Below are 16745 nucleotides of genomic sequence, written 5' to 3'. Positions count from 1 at the left end.
AGCATCTATGAGTGAAAACAACCAGCAGACGATCCCAGAAGAGATGCTGCTGCAAGCGGGCTTTGGACCTAAACGTGGCAAGCTACGGGTATTTTTCGGTTTTGCTGCCGGTGTTGGAAAAACCTATACGATGTTAACAGAAGCCCATGAGTGTTTACTCATGGGCAAAAATGTGGTGATCGGCTATATCGAACCCCACAAACGTCCCGATACCAATCGATTGCTTGAAGGGTTACCACAAGTACCATTAAAGCAATACCAACACAAGCAATTGACCCTTTATGAGCCAGATATCGATCGACTGATCCAACTAAAACCAGATATCGTCTTGATCGATGAGTTGGCACATACCAATCCCATTGGTGCGCGAAACAAAAAACGTTACCAAGATGTCGATGAATTACTGAATGCAGGAATCACCGTCTACACGACCATCAATGTCCAGCATATCGAAAGTCTGAATGATATCGTGGAAAAGGTCACGGAAGTGGAAGTCAGAGAAACGGTCCCTGACACCTTTTTCCAGCACGCCAGCTTGCGGGTGGTGGATGTTGAACCAGACGAACTGATCGATCGATTAGAACAAGGAAAAATCTATGCCGACGAAAATGCCAAACGAGCGCTAAAAAACTTTTTTACGCCAGAAAAACTTGATCATCTGCGGGGATTAGCGATCCAAAAAGCTTCCAATCATATCAATCAAATGAACGGCGGTCGAAAACGAGTCCAAAGCAAGCTTTTGACGATCATTGATGATCGCTTGCCGAAAATGGCAGAGAAATGCATTCGTTGGACCGCCCGCTTAGCCCAAGGAGTGGGGGCGGAATGGACGGTTATCCAAGTTCGATCGTTAGATGATACACCTACCGAGGTGCCATTGGCAGAGCGTTTGGGGGCAGAAGTCATCAACATCGAAGCGGATGACAGTTTTGAGACCATCGTAGAGTATGCCAAAATGACGGGTGCCAGTGACATTATCATGGGGAAACAGGTTTCTCAGAAGTGGTTCCAAAAATTGTTTGTCGAGGATTTGGAAGACCGCTTGATTCGGCGCCTTGATGATATTGAGATCCATTTGATTCCTTTTAAAGAAAAAATGCAGCGACCACGGCTGACGTTTTCGCAATTATTTGAAGGCGGTGGTCGAGATTTCACCTTGACCTTTGGGCTGATCATGCTCGCCACCATAGTGACAGAAGGCATGCAGTACTTACATTTCGGCGATCAGAATTTGATGCTGGTTTATATCTTTTTTGTTCTCTTAGTGGCACGTTACACGAGTGGCTATCTATGGAGTGCCATGGCATCGATCATTAGTGTCCTTTCTTACAACTGGTTCTTTGTCGAACCTTTGTATTCCTTGACGGTCTATAAAGCAGGCTATCCAATCACATTAGTGATCATGCTGATCGTTGCCTTAATGATCAGTAATTTGATGGTTCGATTGAAGACCCAGGCAGAAAATGCCAAGGAAAAAGAGCATCAAATGGAGATATTGTATGAGTTGAACAAACAATACATGGAAACGCGGAATGAGCAAGACATTTATGAAAGTACGACCACCTATTTGGCACGCTTACTCCAGCGAGAAGTGGCGTTATATGACAGAGAAGGTCACTTGAGAAGTCTGCATTCTTCAAGAGAAACATTGTCTCAACTGACTGGCAAGGATGAGAAAGCCGTCGCTTTTTGGGTCGTAAAAAATCAAAAAGAAGCCGGTCGCGGCACAGATACTCTGATTGGTGCCAATGGATTTTACTTGCCGATCGTTTTAAACGGCAAACCACTAGGCGCCCTTGGGGTGGAACGCAACGAGGAGCATCAGTTGGCCAATAGTCAATTGAATTACTTACGTTTAGTGATCACCCAAATCGCTACCGTGTTGGAGCAAGTCTCTCTGGCGAGTGAGAAAGAACAGATCCAATTGGAAAACGAACGGGAAAAAGTCCGCAGCAATCTACTGCGTGCGGTTTCTCATGACTTGCGGACGCCACTGACGACGATTTCTGGCATTGCCGAAACATTGAGCGAAACCGAAGGCGCGATCAAAAAGGAAACGAAACAAAAGCTGCTAGGAGATATCCAAAGTGAATCCCAGTGGTTGATCCGCATGGTCGAAAACTTACTGTCGGTGACCCGCATCAATTTGACTAACATGGCGGTCAAGCGCAGTGAAGAACCAATCGAAGAAATTATCGAAGCGGTTTTAACGCACCTAAAAAAAGTCTATCCGCAACAAAAAATCATCGTGAAGATGCCCGATCAGCTGATTTTTGTCAAAGTCGATCCAATCTTGATCGAACAAGCCTTGTTTAATTTGATTGAAAATGGCGTACGCCATGGAACCGCCGATACACCGATTTTCTTGCGAGTTTTTCAGGAGCAAGAAGTGGTCATTGAAATCGAGAACCAAGGAGAGATCCCCCTAGGGCAATACCAAAAAATCCAAGCGAATTTGACTAATGACACCGAAGTGCCGGTGGATTCCAAAAATGGACTAGGCATCGGACTGAGTATCGTTAAAACCATCATCCATGCCCATGAAGGCAAATTGGCGATCGAAACGAAAGCCGGCAGTACCATCTTTCGTATTTATTTAAAGCAGTAAGGAGGAAGAACATGCAGCGACATTTTTTATTGATTGAAGATGATTCGAATATCGTTGATTTTATGGAGGTCGTCTTGCAAAGAGAACACTACAACTTTACGTCAGTTGGTACGGGCATGGAGGCATTGATGCTCTTGCAGGAAGAAACTATCGACTTCATCTTACTGGATCTGGGCTTACCGGACATTGATGGCATGGAGCTGTTAAAAATCATTCGTAAGCGCATGAACACACCGATCATCGTGATCTCTGCCCGCAAAGATGAACAAGACAAAGTGCAAGCGTTAGACCTCGGTGCCGATGATTATGTAACAAAGCCCTTCAGTACCAATGAATTATTTGCCCGTATCCGCACGGCATTGCGGCACAAGGAGTCAGCTGCCTTTAGCAGCAGCCCGATTCTCGTAAACAAGGAGTTAACGATCGATTTTGAGAAGAAAATCCTGTACAAGAATCAAAATGAGATCCATTTGACCAAAAACGAATACCGTATCATGGCAGTAATGTTCAAGAATTTAGGCAAAGTCGTCACTTACGATACGCTGACCAGTGAAGTCTGGGGACCTTTTGCAGCGGATGCACAAACCTTACGAGTCAATATCTCAAACATTCGCAAAAAAATCGAAACCAATACGCTGCAGCCAGAATATTTGATCACTGAAATCGGCGTCGGGTATCGCTTGCGGGAGTATCCAGCAGAATCTTCTGTATAAGTTCGATTCAATCCTAAACAGCCTCCTCCTAAAATTTAGGAGGAGGCTGTTTACTTTCATTGCATCAATGACCATAGTATCCACTGCTTTATACCATTTGACAGTGCCAATCCAAGGGAAGATGGGACTGCACGAAGGGGAAAATAATCAATCATGTTGCTCATTCAAATTTTGTATATTTGTCCTATATGTATTGCTGGGAAATATGTTGTTTGATCAGTTATACTTTTTTTATTAAACAGTTTCCAAAGGGTTCGTTAACTAACAGGTAGAAAAAAATAGGAAAAAGAGCAGCATCAACGATGCCACTCCATGGTGTTTTCGATTTCATTGGTATCAGAATCCAGTTGTTCAGAAACGATGGTAAAGCCGTTTTTGAGATAAAACGCAATAGCAGCTGTATTTTTTTGGTAGACATTCAGAGTCAGCTTCTCGTGTTCTGCTTGTGCTTTTTGTAAAAGCTGCTTGCCAATGCCGTGGGCACGATAGTCTTTCAAAACGAAAATACCAGCGATATAATCACCCAACATCCCGATGAAGCCGACGGGCTGATCATCCACCGAATAGGTGTAAATAAGGGCATCAGAGAAGGCTTTTTTCACAAAATCATAGTTATCTTGCCAATGGGCAGCCGAAATAAAGTCATGGGCATCCAAATTACTTTGCAGCCAAATCTGGGCGATGGTTTCTAATTCAGAATCAGTAAATTGGGTCACTTGTTGTATCATGAGAACCTCCGTTTTTATTCAGTATAGCATAGGTATATTGCTGATTGCTGCGAATCGCGGCACTTTTGTAGGCAATTGGTCAGGAGACGAACCGCTTGATAAGTAACGAAGGTTAAATGACGAAGAAAAGCAATCTTTTTCGTTGAAATATTCTAACAATTTTGTTTCAGCTAGATGTCAATTTCTTGCAGCCAGATGTTATTTGTGTGAAAACAGCCCCAAGAATGAAATCTTTCGGTATGCTAGAGAAAGCGATAAGACACATCTAGTTAAGGAGAAAAAATGAAAAAGACACTTTTGGTTGCAAGTTCACTTGTTTTGCTGACGCTGCCTGTCGTGACGGTATCCGCAGACAGCTTTGATCAGAAGATCCAGCAGCAAAATGAAAAAATCAATGACATAAAAAATGAATCTACCTCATTAGAATCACTGAAACGCTCCACAGAGGCAGAGATTCAATCGATTGAAGGAGAAATCCAAGCAATCCTACAAAAGAAAACGACGACGGAAGAAGAAGTCAATTCCTTGGCACAAGAGATCCAAGTCCTTGAAGAAAAAATCATCAAGCGCACAGAGGTACTGGCTAATCAAGCGCGTGACATTCAAACGTCGGAACCTTCCAATCGGTTGTTCCAAAAAATCGTTGATGCTGAATCCATCGGAGAAGCCATTCAACGGGCGATCGCTTCAGTAACGATCATGAATGCCAGCAATAGCATCGTCGAACAACAGCAAGAAGATATCGCAACGAGCCAGCAATTGGAAAAAGAGTTGCAGGAACAATTGGTTGTGATCGAAGAGCAGTCAAACGCATTGCAAGGAAAACAAGCGGAATTAGCTGATGTCAAATTGAATCAAGAAGTTGAACTAGCGGACCTTGCCTTGGCATTGAACACCGAAGAAGAGAAAAAAGACCAATTGGAAGCGGACCAAGCAGAAGCAAAACGGCAACGAGAAGCAGCGTTGAAGCAACTGGCTGAGCAAGAAGCACAAGAAGCAAAAGCGCGCAAAGAAGCAGAAGAAGCAGCAAAACGCCAGCAAGCAGCAGAAGCCGAGTCAGCTAAAACTGCTGAAAATCCTGCCGTTCAACAAGCAGCAGTGGCAGCAGCACAGCCGAAGACGGAAGCAGCAGTGGCGCCAGAAACATCGGTGGCTCCAGAAAAAACTGCAGCTACTCCTGCACCTGTCCAGCAAGCAACTGAGCCAAAAGAACAAGCAAGCACAGGTGGATGGCAAATGCCAGTCGATTCGGTTCATATTTCGAGTCGTTTTGGGTATCGAACAGATCCAACAGGGGCATCAGGAAATCAACATAATGGCATCGACTTTACCGGGGGGACAGGAACACCGATCTATGCGATTCAAGCAGGCGAAGTTGTCGAAGCGGGCTATGGTCCGTCAACTGGTAACTATGTGATCATCAAACATGCCAATGGCATTTACAGCTACTACATGCACTTTAGTACACTGCCAGCTGTCTCGGTCGGACAAAGCGTCTCAGCTAGACAATATGTAGGCGGTATGGGAACGACTGGAAATTCAACTGGCGTCCATCTACATTTAGGGATGTCAACAAGCTTATGGTCAGGATTCTTTGATCCGGCGCCAGAATTAGGCTTATAATAGTCAGAAAAACCGCAGAAGCGAACAGGCTTCTGCGGTTTTTTTGGTTGCTATTCTTTTACGAAGTCTCAATTGGCTCAGCGCCAAAAGCGGGTCATCTCCGCTTTGTCTTTCAGGTTGAAAGCGATCATGTCTTCAATCAATGCTTGATCGATCGGCTCAGTCCACTTGATGCGAAAAATGTTATCCGTATGGCTGTAGCCAGCTTTTTCAATGGCATCGATAAACTGTTCAAGACACTTGGTTTCTGGAGAGACAGAAAAGTGCGGTTTTGAAACGCTGAAACCGATAATAAAGGTTTCATGGGCGGTGAACATCGGCTGATTCCATTTAATGACTGGAACGAGGTCAGGAAATTTCTTGGCAATAGCGGCAAATAAGGCACGCAGTTTTTCTTGTTTTACTGGATCTTCAATGCTGGTTAAGTAAGTTTCTAATACATCCATTGGGAGATCTCCTTTCGTTTTAAGGAACGAGTACAGGCAATGTCGATTAATAAAAATAACGCATGTTTGAAATCAACTATTTTGTTACTTAGAGTGTACTGTAAAGTTAGTAAGTTGACAAACCTGTTGCCTTGCATGGGGGATAAAGCCTTCAGAAACAAACATTTTTTGCAAAAAGTAACGCTAAAAACAACTTTTTTTCTGCTCGAACAAAAGCCAAACATCAGGAACATTCCAGTATTATCCTGCACGGTTCCTTGAGATCAGCTTAACTTTTCAGAAATAACAAATGAAAAAGCAGATTATTTTCAGAGAAAACTTTCAAAAAGAAATCGGTTGCATTCAACAAGAATTCTGCTAGAATATAACTTGTTCGAACAAGTTGTTGAGCGAAAGCAAAAAGAAAGGAGGAGGACTTGTGACCAAAAGGAAACCGGTAACCCAAGCAGCCAAGAAAGAATATGCAAACAAAAGTATGCGGTTTAATCGTTTTTTACTTTTTCGTTATATGACTGCGATCTTTTTCTTTGTCAATCTTTATTGGACCCTATTGAGTCTGTCTCAATGGACATGGGCTGGTTTGATTCCCATTGCCTTATTGATCGTTGATGGACTTATACTTATTGAACAAACTCAAAAATATTGGCAGCAATCGAATCGTTTACTGGTGACAAAAATCGGATATTGGCTCCAATTCGGTGTCAATCTGATTGCAATTCTATTTATTTTGATCGGACAGCAAGCAACATTGATTCCTTTTATGAATCAATCGGGTAGAGGCATCTTACTTGCCTTGTTTACTGTCGGCATGATCGCGTGCCTGTTCATCCAGCGTAAAGCGTGGTTGATCGAGCATGACCGCGACAAATATTTCACGTATTTGACTACATTTGAAACTCAAGGAGGAACAGTCAATGGATTCAGAAAATAACAAAATGTTTGCTTTCTTGGACCGCTACTTAATGGGTCCAATGGGGAAAATCTCACAATTACGGATCGTTCGTGGGGTCATGGCAGCCGGGATGGCGTCGATTCCTTTCACTATTGTAGGATCTATGTTCTTGATCGTCAGCGTTTTACCACAAAGCTTCCCTGCATTAGAGGGCATTTGGAGTGCGTCATTCGATAAGATCCAAAATCTTTACATGTTAGGTAATACCGCAACGATGGGGATTTTAGCACTTTACTTCTGTGTCGTGTTTGGTTACGAATACACCAAAATCCAAGCACAAGAAGAAAAAATCGTTCTTAGCCCAGTCAATGGCGCGTTGCTTTCAATGATGGCGTTCTTTATGTGCTTGCCACAATTAGTTTTTGAAGGCGGTATGGCAACATTAGTCAATGTCATTTCTGATGACCAAAAAATCATCGATGGTTGGGAAATGGCTGGCGGGGTGACTCGTTTAGGAACAACTGGGATCTTTACAGCGATCATCATGGCGATTATTGCCGTAAAAATCTACGCATTCTGTGTGAAACGCAATATTGTCATCAAAATGCCTGACACAGTGCCAACAGGAGTATCTTCCTCTTTTACAGCATTGATCCCAACGGCACTGACTTCATTAGCTGTAATCGTCATCAATGGTGCATTAGTCGCAATGGGCACAGATATTTTCAAAGTCATTGCGATTCCTTTTAGTTTCGTGACGCAATTGACCAGTACCTGGGTCGGACTACTTGTTATCTACTTCTTCATGCATGCGCTCTGGATCGTGGGTATTCATGGGGCAACGATCGTGACCTCATTCTTGACGCCAATCGTATTGTCGAATATGGTGGAAAACCAAAATGGTGCCAACATTGCCTTTGCGGGTGAGTTTAACAATAGTTTCGTAACGATCGGTGGTTCAGGAGCAACGTTAGGAATGGTGATTTTCATCGCCTTCTTTGCAAAATCAGCACAGTTAAGTGCTTTAGGAAAAGCAGCGATCGTGCCATCCTTCTTCAATATCAATGAACCGATTTTGTTCGGGATGCCAGTGGTATACAACCCGTACACAGCGATCCCATTCTTCTTAGCACCGATGGTTTCAATGTCCGTTGCTTATTTTGGCATCAACTTAGGCTTTGTTAACCCACCGATTGCCCAAGTAGCGTGGCCAACTCCAATTGGCTTATCCGGCTTTATTGGTTCAGGTGGTGACTGGCGTGCCTTTGTCTTAGCAATCATCTGTGCAGTCGTTGCTTTCTTAATTTGGTTCCCATTCATCAAAATGTATGATGGCAAATTATACAAGGACGAACAAGCAAACGCAACGAAGGCATAATCTATCCGTTTTTTTGATAAGCCGGCTATGAAAAATAGCTGGCTTTTTTTACGCCAAAGACGATAATAGTAGTAGAGAATCGCAAGGAAAGGAGTAGGCAGATGACGAAACTCAGTATTGAAGACTTAGCAGCAGAATTGATCAGAAAGATCGAAGCCGGTGACATTGGAAATGAGCAGGGGAAGATGCCTAGTGAACGAGAGCTTTTGGCAATTTATCCAGTTTCTCGTTATACGTTACGCCAAGCCCTCAATAAGTTGAGCAAGATGGGCTGGATCTACCAGATGCAAGGCCGCGGCTCGTATATTCGCTTTCAAAACAACCAAAAACCGACCATTGAACAAGGAGATCTTGGCTTCAATGAAGACTTGACCCGGGGCGAGAAAAACATTCGGACGGTCAAAGCCTCAAAGCGACTGGTCAAAGTATCAGAGGCGTTGTTTCTTCCAAGTCAAAAACAATTTGCGAAAGATCAGCACTTTATCGAAGTCCAACGGTTTCGCACGCTAGATGACAAACCGTATTTGATTGAGCGTTCCTATTATATACCTGAAATCGTAGGGGAGATCTCCGAAACAATGATGGAGGGGTCAATGTTCCAAGCTTTGGCAGAAGAAAAACAACTGACAGTCGCCTTCATCGACAAGTTCATCCAAAGCAAACCGCTATCACAGGAACAAGCAGCGTTTTTTCATCTAGAAGAAGGTATGCCCGCACTGATCGTACGAGACGACAGCTATCTGAGAAATGGCGAACTATTAGCCTTTTCGATGATCCATTATGATTATCGGATGGCGACATTATACATGCATAAAAAGTTATTCGTTTAAAGCAAACTGATTTTCAAGAAACGGTTCTTTCTTTTTTTGAAGGCAAGAGAAAAGCAGCCCATCAGGGAGAAAAAAGACTTACAGTTGCTGAGCAGCGGACTGGAACCGGCTTTCAAACTGAGAGAAAAGGGATCGCTTCCAATGGATGAAAGATGACTGAGCAGTAAAACTATATAATAGGTAAAGAATCGATCAGCGACCTTGGCTTATAAGGTCGCTGATTTTTTTTGAGGGGATTGATCGGCGGTTAGGAAGGCGTGATTGTTGATTTAAGATAAAGATCGTTTAAAGAAGACCATTCGTTTCCTTAATACGAAGATATTTTGCTCAATTTTTAACAATATCATGTGGATAAACGACTTGCTCTGACAAATATTTCATCAAGTGAAGAAATATCTGATTTTTCAATCTGTTTTTGCTTTGATACTATCAAATAGACAACAGATGTTCTGCGAACGGAAGCCGTCTTTTCGTTTAATGGCTATTTTATTGAGAAACAGGCCGATTCACTGACTTGATTCCTATCCTCCAAAATAAATGGAGGCCGTGGAAATCATGGGGTGTGGTGGTTTTTGCTTTCTTTTTTTGAACGAATGATGGCAAGAAGGAAACGGACATCACTGCTCAAAAGGTCACAGCAGAAACGTCAGCTCGCTTGAAAAAAAGCCCGAGGGTAGAACAGCAAAAGTGCAACTTTTCACGAAAGCAGACGAACAAGCAGACCAATTTGTAGACACACTAAATTGTTAACGAATCAAATCATCGATGAGTGAGGAATCAGGAGGGGTAACATGGCATTATTTCGCAAAAAGAAAGATGAAGAAACTTACGAAGGCGTTCATGTCTACGACGAGGAATATGATGAAGAAGAGTACGACGAAGACGAGTACGATGATGAAGAATATGATGACGATGAGTATGACGATGAAGAATATGAGGACGACGAGTACGAGGACGATGAGTACGATGATGAAGAATACGAGGAAGACGAGTATGACGATGATGCCCAAGAAGAGCTGCTGGCATTAGAAAATACCGTTTCACAACTGACCAAGACCGTCGAACATTTGACCAAGCAATTGGAAAACAAACAAGAATCCATCAATCGGATGGCTTCGCAAGCGACGCAACAAGAAAGTATCATTTATGAAATCAAGCAGCTGCAAATGCGTTACAACGAGTTACAGCAGCAGTTAAAAGAAGCAGAACGTCAACAAGAAGCCCTCAAAACCAATTATGAGCAGGAAATTGAGCAGTTGACGAGTCAAGAAGACGAATTGATCGAAGTAGAAGAAGAGCTCGAACAATTGCGTCAAAGAGAAGATGAACTGCTAAAAGAATTAGAAGAAAAAAGCAAGCAAGTCCAGGCTTTTGAAGAAAAAGCGATTCATTTAGAAGAAAAAGCGGCGATAATCGAAAACTACAAATTAAAAGAAGTCGAAAGCATGCGCCGGATCACTTCGCTTGAAAATGAAAATCAACAGTTGAACTTGCGCTTGCAAGAAGCGGAAGCGAAATATCGGGATCTCGAACGTTCAAGAGTCGAACAATTGGCAGATAAGAATGTCTTACAGCGTGACTTGGAACGTGAGCTGGCAAAGGTCGAACAAATGAAGGACGAGCTGGCGACGATTTTGATCGAAGCAAAAGAAAAAGCACGGGAAACCGCTGCTGAAGCAGAACTGGAAGCCGACAGAAGACGTCAGATGGCGGAAAATGAAGCCCACAAGATCATTTCAGAAGCATCGATGGAAGTGATGAAAATCCGTCAAGAGATCAAGCAATACCAAGAACGACTTACGACGTTTCATCATGAATCGAAAGGGTTGTTTGAGCAGTTGATCCAGCATAGCAAAGTGTTGAATCTGCCAGACTAAAAAGAAGGTTATGAGTCGGAATAGACGAAAAGGTCTGCTAAATAATTTCCGAGAGCGACACGACAAAGGAGGGAAACCCACTAGGACCATATATGCTGTATAAGAAATCACAGGCAACAACTACGACTTGATTTCTTATGAGAATGTTGGTCATTGGGACGAATGTGACGAATGATATTTTAAAAATTGCCATCTATCCAACCTTGAGTCCAAATCTTGAGGAATTATTTTACAAACAAGAGGCACTTCCATCAGTAATCACTGCCTGTGACAACCTCTATCAAAAAAAGTGGCCGCTCAAATCGTCGATTCGCAAACAAGTGACGCATTACTTTGAGCAATTTTATTCCATCGAAGCCTTCACCCATCATATCGAGATGGAGATCTTACGGAAAAAAATCGATTACTCAAAATTACGCATTCCCTTGGAACAGCAATTTCCTCAGTTTGTGTGGACGCAAATTGGCATCAATCATGTGTCCGATGAGAAAAGCAATTTGTTTTTGGAGTTTGTACCAATCGCATACACAGAAGAAGAGTTTCCCTTTACGATGCAGTTGCATGCTAGCTTGCAGCAGCAAGCCCCCGCTGGTGTAAGTGATGCGAACGACTTTAAAGAGCAACTGGTAAAAATCGTACAAAGCGTGATCGACGAACAAAATGTCACGTTTGTGAGTCGCCCGAAAGCGCAAGTCCATGAAGAAAAACGTCAGGGCAAAACCAATGCAATGAAAAAAGAACTGGAAGACACGCTCGAGTTCCAAAAGGTCAGTGCGGATGAGCCACCAAAGTTCAAAAAGAAAGTTCGAAAAAAAAGCAGCAAAAAAAAACAGTCAAAAAAAGCCAAGCAATTGTCCAAAGTCAACGCCAATGAATTAGCGTTGGAGGAAGAGGCGAAACGAGAACGAGCAAGCAAAGAGCGCTTGCGCTTGGCCAATCAAAAGCTTGAGATCTACATCGAAAACTTAGAAGCCTCTTTGATCAAAAATAGTATCCACTATTTAAACAGCTTGACCGATGAAGAAGACGAGAACTGGCATACGCAATTGAAAATCAGCTTACGAGAATATACCTATCTTTTTCAAAAAGCCAAATACCTCGAACAGGTTTGGCGCATCAATGACAATCTCGTACAAAAGATCGAAAAAATGACGTTGAACGAAAAAGAATTGACCTATGAGAGAGGGCAAGTGCAGCAAGTGGTCGACAACAACCTATCTGCTAAAGATATCAGTTTAGTTTTTTATGAATGCAGCGTGATTGAATCACGAGTCAAATTGTATGAGCGACCATGGTTTAGAAAACCTTACGCACGCATTATGAAGATGGACTATGACAATCTTTTACGAAAAGCCGCTTACTTTGATCTTCTCCAAAGCGAAAGCTATCTATTAGAAAAAAAAGCATTGATCGAAGGCAATACAGACGTTAGGAGCAGTCTATGAGAACCCAAAAGCAAAAACAACGATTCTTATTCTTATACCGCATCTACTTTATTGCTTCTTTGATCCCATTAGCGGTATTTTTGCAGCTGACCGCCTATTTTTATCTCTCTGCCTTTCGAGAATATGTCACTATCAGTCACTTGTTTTTACTCGCTCTTTTGCTAGGTTTTACGATGTATTTGCGGAACAATGCCTTTCATTATCAATTGCTACTTGTGCAGCTTGAGAAAAATGAAAGCAAAGACCATGAACGACCAAAAAAAGGCACCAGCAAGAACAGCCCCAAGGAGGAGGATCAAGAAGATGAAAAAGCCCAGAAGAAACATAAAAAGTCTGTTAGCGATCGGAGCATTTATCGGAATCATCAATAATCAAACGATTTCTGAAGCCATGGTTCGATCGATCTTAGGTGTAGAACCATCTACTTATATGGAAACCATCGATGCACAACGAGAAAGTCGTGGGCAATCGATAACGGATGCCCTCCGACCGGTCTCTTACGAAGGAGCTGACAGGATAACGGAGCAACTTGATACTCCTCCAGAACAAACAAAAGAAACCCTTCCAGAAGAAGCGGAGCAGGCCGAAAAAGGAACGGAAGTCCAAGTCGTAAATGATGTGGAACGACCGGCAGACGAGGGACAGACAGACGAGGAAGAGATGGAGAGCGGCTCGGATGAAACAGAAGACCAAGAGGCCGAAAACGTTCCGTCGACGCCAGATCCTTCAGAAGGCGATCAACAGCCGAATCAGCCTGCTGGACCTGAAACGAATGAGCAAGAAACCAACGATACCAACAGCAGCAACAATAGCGGAAACAACCAATCAAATGGGAATCAAACCAATCAGGACAAAGAAAAAGAGCCCGATCCAATCACTGAAGAACCCGAATCGCCGATCGATGAAGAAGAGCGGGAAAGCAACTTTCAGTTTTCGGTTTCACGTAATCTAACGACACAACAATTCATCAATGAGATTGGTTCTGACGCGCAGGATGTTGCCTATAACAATGATCTTTATGCCTCAGTGATGATCGCACAAGCCATCTTGGAGACTGGCTCAGGAAATAGTGCCTTATCCAGTCCGCCAAACCACAATCTCTTTGGCATCAAGGGCAGCTTTCGTGGGCAAAAAGTGACCTTCAATACGCAAGAAGATGATGGAAGTGGTGCGTGGTATACGATCTCTTCCAATTTCCGTAAATACCCAAGTTACCGTGAATCCATCGAAGATTACGCTCGCTTACTAAGAGGAGGCATCACTGGCAACCCGCGCTTTTATGCCCCCGTTTGGAAAGAAAATGCCCCAACTTATCGGGAAGCAACTGCGTGGTTGACAGGGCGCTATGCTACGGACATCCATTATGACCAAAAGCTGAATGCGTTGATCGAGGCCTATGATCTAACCATTTATGATAATGAGCCGACCGAAGAGATTTTGGAAGAGATTGAACGCACACGTGCACAAGCAATCGAAGCAGCCCGCAAGGAAGAAGCGGAGACGACCCGTTCGTTGTTTGAAGACTTGCAAAGAAGCGCGGCAAATCGTCGAGGCTCAGGGAATTTGCCAGCGTCCATTCGGACCGTCAAGGATCGCTTGCAGGAAAATGCCAATGCCAATACTTATGCAAACCAATTTAGAGGGATGGAACGAGCGGGCAGCGAGGTAGATGCCAATGAGTAATCAGTCGCAAGCACCTAGAAGAAAAAAACGTCCGCCACAGCCTGCCAAACGTGAAAAAAAACGAGACCAACCAGAGGATACACCGAGAAATCCCCGAATCGAAAAGTTTCAGGCGCAAGGAAAGCAAGCCAGCCCTTCTAGTGGCAAGAAACGACCAAAAAAGCCGACCCAAAAAGAACCGACAGGACAGGCGCCTGTGAAAAAGAAACGAAAAAAAGCGGCTGGTACAGCGAATCGCCCCAAATTACCGACCGAAAAGCAGCATCCTAGCAAGCAAAAAGAAAGAGCGGCTGCCAGTACGACCAGTGAAGAACCACGCAAAAAGAAAAAGCGTCCACCGCAGCAAGCACGTCCAAGTCAGCACAACGAGCAGGGGAAAATCAAAAAATCAAGTCATCCTAAAGCCAAATCAAAAGGGACCCACAAGCACGGCAAAAAACCAGCGGAAGTTTCCCAGAAACGACGTCCCCCGCAAAAAGGCAAAGCTGCGACGAAGAAACCAACAGCCAAAAAGAAATCTGGCAATCTCGTACTGAAAATCATCTATCTGATTTTCTTGGTTTGTAGCATGACTGTCCTATTTACGTTTATCGGCTTATATGTGACTGATCAAAACGAAATGACAGTTTTTAATCATCGGGTGGTGCGTTTATCAGATAATGGGATGGCGAATCTTGACAGCTCCGCATTACGCACACAAGATTTGATCATTTTAAGAGAACAAGCCTTCACTCAAGTACAGCCAAACGGGCTCGCGGTCTTTACAAATGGCTCAGGAACCGGCTATATTGCTCGCCGAGTACTATCGATCGAGGCTGACGAAGAGCAGGGCTATCATTTATCCGTCATTGGTGATGGACAGGCATTTGGGGAAGAAGCCATTGAAGCAGACCGTTTCGTTGGAGAAGTCTCAATGAGTATCAACCATGTAGCAGATGTGTTTCGTTTTATTGATCAAAACTTGATATTATCCATCATCTTCTGTGTATCATTGATCGCCTTATTCATTCTATTAGGCATTTATCTCTTTACTTGAGAGCCGTCATTACTTGAGAAAAGAGGAAACAAGGGTGCAAAAAAAAATAGTGTTAAGAAATAGTATCGCGGGTCTGCTTTTCTTTCTTTTGTTGCTTAGCATCTTGATTTGGCAGAATAATCAGTCTATTCATATTCGTCGATTAGCGGATGAAAATGAAGTGTTCGAAAAAATCGAGATTTTGGAAGAATGGCAGGAACGAATGACCCTTACAGGGACGACGATCCAACGATCCGTTCGGGTAATGAACGCTAGTGAAGTGCCAGTCTTTGTCCGAGCAAGCTTTGAAGAAGTGCTGCGCTATATCGCGCCAGACAGTGAGGAAGCAGCCTTTGAGCAGGCGGCAGATGCGAGTGATGCGCCAGACTTATTACCAGTACTGTCTCGCTTTGATGAAAACGAGATTTTAGCAAGAGGGTATCAGAACGTGACCCAGCAGATCCCAGAACTCATTGGAAATGCTCTTGATGGTCAAGTGATGGTTTGGATCAGCGATGAGACGATCGAAGAGTTGGCACCCACGCCTCCCTTGGATGCCTTCGATAGTGAAGAGATGCAGGAGCTATTGGGGGAATTAGACGCTGAAGAACAGGGAAATCCTGAGAACTTCTACGATCGCACCGAAGGCAACGAAGAAATGGAGGAGCAACCGTCATCAGACTTGATCGATGGTCCGCCAGATCTCTGGCAAGAACCGGTCCTTGTCGAAGCTCACTTCAGCTATTCCTTTCGACGGAACCAACGACCGGTCATGCAGAAAATGAGTGGGGAACTGCTGCTGCTCAATCCTGCTGATCCGGTTGCTGAGTGGACCTTTGAAGCAGCCAACTTGACCTATAGTTATTATCTTGAAGGGTATCGTTATTTTGTTCGAAACTGGGCGGAGTCGCAGCTAGCCAGCCCCTTTTCCACCAATGAAGAACCTACGGGATTCACGTATCTCGGAGAACAGGGAACGATTGATCAGTCGTCATTTGATTACACGACGACAGAATCTGGGTTAGGCAGTGCCTTTCAATTGCCAGAGATGATCAGTACGTTTCCCGATGCTGCTGGCTTGTATCCGACCCAATCGGTGAAAACGCTAAGCAGCTTTGTCTCTGAAAGTCCCGCCCAGATCGACTCAGAAGCCATCATGATCGAATTCGGCTCTTTGAGCGATTACCGTCAGATCGATCGAAATACTTGGATCTATAATCCCGATGATGGCTGGTTTTATTATAGTTTCCCTTTGGACCGATCCTATCAAAGTGAAGACGGTTATGGCGTCACCCGTTCACTGATCGAACAAGTGATGATCGATACAAGTGTCGCAGACGATAGCCATCTTGCCTACGAACTTTTACCGAAAGTCGAAGTCATTCAGGCTTCTGATCGACAATCATTAAGGGAGGTCTTTCAGTTAGACAATGATCGGCCAGAGAGTGCCACTGCGATCATCTATCGGCATTTGCACTCACTTCAATAAGTTGCTAGAAAATAAGTC

Annotated in this window: 14 protein-coding genes; 12 read left to right on the top strand and 2 right to left on the bottom strand. The window is 43.7% G+C overall.

Annotated elements, in window-relative coordinates:
* Positions 1 to 7 precede the first annotated feature (7 nt).
* Both CXM95_RS11560 and CXM95_RS11555 read left to right on the top strand, forming a co-directional pair.
* Positions 8 to 2608, top strand: coding sequence for a sensor histidine kinase (locus CXM95_RS11560; RefSeq protein WP_101699191.1), 2601 nt, complete (start codon positions 8 to 10; stop codon positions 2606 to 2608).
* A gap of 11 nt (positions 2609 to 2619) precedes the next feature.
* A complete protein-coding gene (locus tag CXM95_RS11555) occupies positions 2620 to 3321 on the top strand; it encodes a response regulator transcription factor (protein ID WP_016613477.1) in 702 nt (233 codons plus the stop codon).
* A 296-nt stretch (positions 3322 to 3617) separates the two neighbouring features.
* Here CXM95_RS11555 and CXM95_RS11550 read toward each other — a convergent pair whose 3' ends face one another.
* Positions 3618 to 4049 (bottom strand): GNAT family N-acetyltransferase, encoded by a 432-nt coding sequence (locus CXM95_RS11550; RefSeq protein ID WP_016613476.1) that lies wholly within the window; start codon positions 4047 to 4049, stop codon positions 3618 to 3620.
* Positions 4050 to 4331: 282 nt separating this feature from the next.
* Between CXM95_RS11550 and CXM95_RS11545 the strand changes: the two genes are divergently transcribed.
* Positions 4332 to 5672, top strand: a complete 1341-nt coding sequence (locus CXM95_RS11545; RefSeq protein ID WP_101699190.1) for a peptidoglycan DD-metalloendopeptidase family protein — start codon at positions 4332 to 4334, stop codon at positions 5670 to 5672.
* A 77-nt stretch (positions 5673 to 5749) separates the two neighbouring features.
* Here the strand turns inward: CXM95_RS11545 and CXM95_RS11540 are convergent, their stop codons facing one another.
* Positions 5750 to 6118 (bottom strand): iron chaperone, encoded by a 369-nt coding sequence (locus tag CXM95_RS11540; RefSeq protein WP_101699189.1) that lies wholly within the window; start codon positions 6116 to 6118, stop codon positions 5750 to 5752.
* Positions 6119 to 6536: 418 nt separating this feature from the next.
* On the opposite strand from CXM95_RS11540, the gene CXM95_RS11535 reads away from it, so the two are divergent.
* The 9 genes from CXM95_RS11535 to CXM95_RS11495 all read left to right on the top strand — a co-directional run bounded on the left by CXM95_RS11535 (position 6537) and on the right by CXM95_RS11495 (position 16727).
* Positions 6537 to 7049, top strand: a complete 513-nt coding sequence (locus tag CXM95_RS11535; RefSeq protein WP_034878497.1) for a hypothetical protein — start codon at positions 6537 to 6539, stop codon at positions 7047 to 7049.
* Positions 7033 to 8388 carry a PTS cellobiose transporter subunit IIC gene (gene celB, locus CXM95_RS11530; protein WP_005235081.1) on the top strand — a complete coding sequence of 452 codons (1356 nt, stop codon included), beginning with the start codon at positions 7033 to 7035 and terminating at the stop codon, positions 8386 to 8388. The genes CXM95_RS11535 and celB overlap by 17 nt, the downstream gene beginning before the upstream one ends.
* 101 nt (positions 8389 to 8489) lie before the next feature.
* Positions 8490 to 9218: a GntR family transcriptional regulator gene (locus CXM95_RS11525; RefSeq protein ID WP_005225667.1), complete on the top strand. Its 729-nt coding sequence runs from the start codon at positions 8490 to 8492 to the stop codon at positions 9216 to 9218.
* A gap of 791 nt (positions 9219 to 10009) precedes the next feature.
* Positions 10010 to 11095 (top strand): DivIVA domain-containing protein, encoded by a 1086-nt coding sequence (locus tag CXM95_RS11520; protein ID WP_101699188.1) that lies wholly within the window; start codon positions 10010 to 10012, stop codon positions 11093 to 11095.
* 137 nt (positions 11096 to 11232) lie between these two features.
* A complete protein-coding gene (locus CXM95_RS11515; RefSeq protein WP_101699187.1) occupies positions 11233 to 12540 on the top strand; it encodes a hypothetical protein in 1308 nt (435 codons plus the stop codon).
* Positions 12537 to 12911: a hypothetical protein gene (locus CXM95_RS11510; protein WP_101699186.1), complete on the top strand. Its 375-nt coding sequence runs from the start codon at positions 12537 to 12539 to the stop codon at positions 12909 to 12911. The genes CXM95_RS11515 and CXM95_RS11510 overlap by 4 nt, the downstream gene beginning before the upstream one ends.
* The gene (locus CXM95_RS11505) at positions 12844 to 14223 is read left to right on the top strand and encodes a glucosaminidase domain-containing protein (protein WP_101699185.1); all 1380 of its coding nucleotides are present in this window, start codon (positions 12844 to 12846) and stop codon (positions 14221 to 14223) included. The genes CXM95_RS11510 and CXM95_RS11505 overlap by 68 nt, the downstream gene beginning before the upstream one ends.
* A complete protein-coding gene (locus CXM95_RS11500) occupies positions 14216 to 15259 on the top strand; it encodes a hypothetical protein (RefSeq protein WP_101699184.1) in 1044 nt (347 codons plus the stop codon). The genes CXM95_RS11505 and CXM95_RS11500 overlap by 8 nt, the downstream gene beginning before the upstream one ends.
* A 13-nt stretch (positions 15260 to 15272) precedes the next feature.
* On the top strand, positions 15273 to 16727 hold the full coding sequence (locus CXM95_RS11495) for a hypothetical protein (RefSeq protein WP_101699183.1): 1455 nt from the start codon (positions 15273 to 15275) through the stop codon (positions 16725 to 16727).
* Positions 16728 to 16745: the final 18 nt, after the last annotated feature.

Origin of the sequence: Enterococcus sp. CR-Ec1 (genome assembly GCF_002850555.1) — a bacterium.
Taxonomy (GTDB): domain Bacteria; phylum Bacillota; class Bacilli; order Lactobacillales; family Enterococcaceae; genus Enterococcus_D; species Enterococcus_D entomosocium.
The sequence above is the reverse complement of the archived record's forward strand: the minus strand, read 5'-3'. Positions and strand labels throughout refer to the sequence as shown.

Coding starts and splice junctions, on each gene's coding strand:
- CXM95_RS11510 (WP_101699186.1), top strand. CDS start 12,537: ATGAGAACCCAAAAGCAAAAACAACGATTCTTATTCTTATACCGCATC.
- CXM95_RS11520 (WP_101699188.1), top strand. CDS start 10,010: ATGGCATTATTTCGCAAAAAGAAAGATGAAGAAACTTACGAAGGCGTT.
- celB (WP_005235081.1), top strand. CDS start 7,033: ATGGATTCAGAAAATAACAAAATGTTTGCTTTCTTGGACCGCTACTTA.
- CXM95_RS11550 (WP_016613476.1), bottom strand. CDS start 4,049: ATGATACAACAAGTGACCCAATTTACTGATTCTGAATTAGAAACCATC.
- CXM95_RS11515 (WP_101699187.1), top strand. CDS start 11,233: ATGAGAATGTTGGTCATTGGGACGAATGTGACGAATGATATTTTAAAA.
- CXM95_RS11525 (WP_005225667.1), top strand. CDS start 8,490: ATGACGAAACTCAGTATTGAAGACTTAGCAGCAGAATTGATCAGAAAG.
- CXM95_RS11500 (WP_101699184.1), top strand. CDS start 14,216: ATGAGTAATCAGTCGCAAGCACCTAGAAGAAAAAAACGTCCGCCACAG.
- CXM95_RS11545 (WP_101699190.1), top strand. CDS start 4,332: ATGAAAAAGACACTTTTGGTTGCAAGTTCACTTGTTTTGCTGACGCTG.
- CXM95_RS11540 (WP_101699189.1), bottom strand. CDS start 6,118: ATGGATGTATTAGAAACTTACTTAACCAGCATTGAAGATCCAGTAAAA.
- CXM95_RS11555 (WP_016613477.1), top strand. CDS start 2,620: ATGCAGCGACATTTTTTATTGATTGAAGATGATTCGAATATCGTTGAT.
- CXM95_RS11560 (WP_101699191.1), top strand. CDS start 8: ATGAGTGAAAACAACCAGCAGACGATCCCAGAAGAGATGCTGCTGCAA.
- CXM95_RS11505 (WP_101699185.1), top strand. CDS start 12,844: ATGAAAAAGCCCAGAAGAAACATAAAAAGTCTGTTAGCGATCGGAGCA.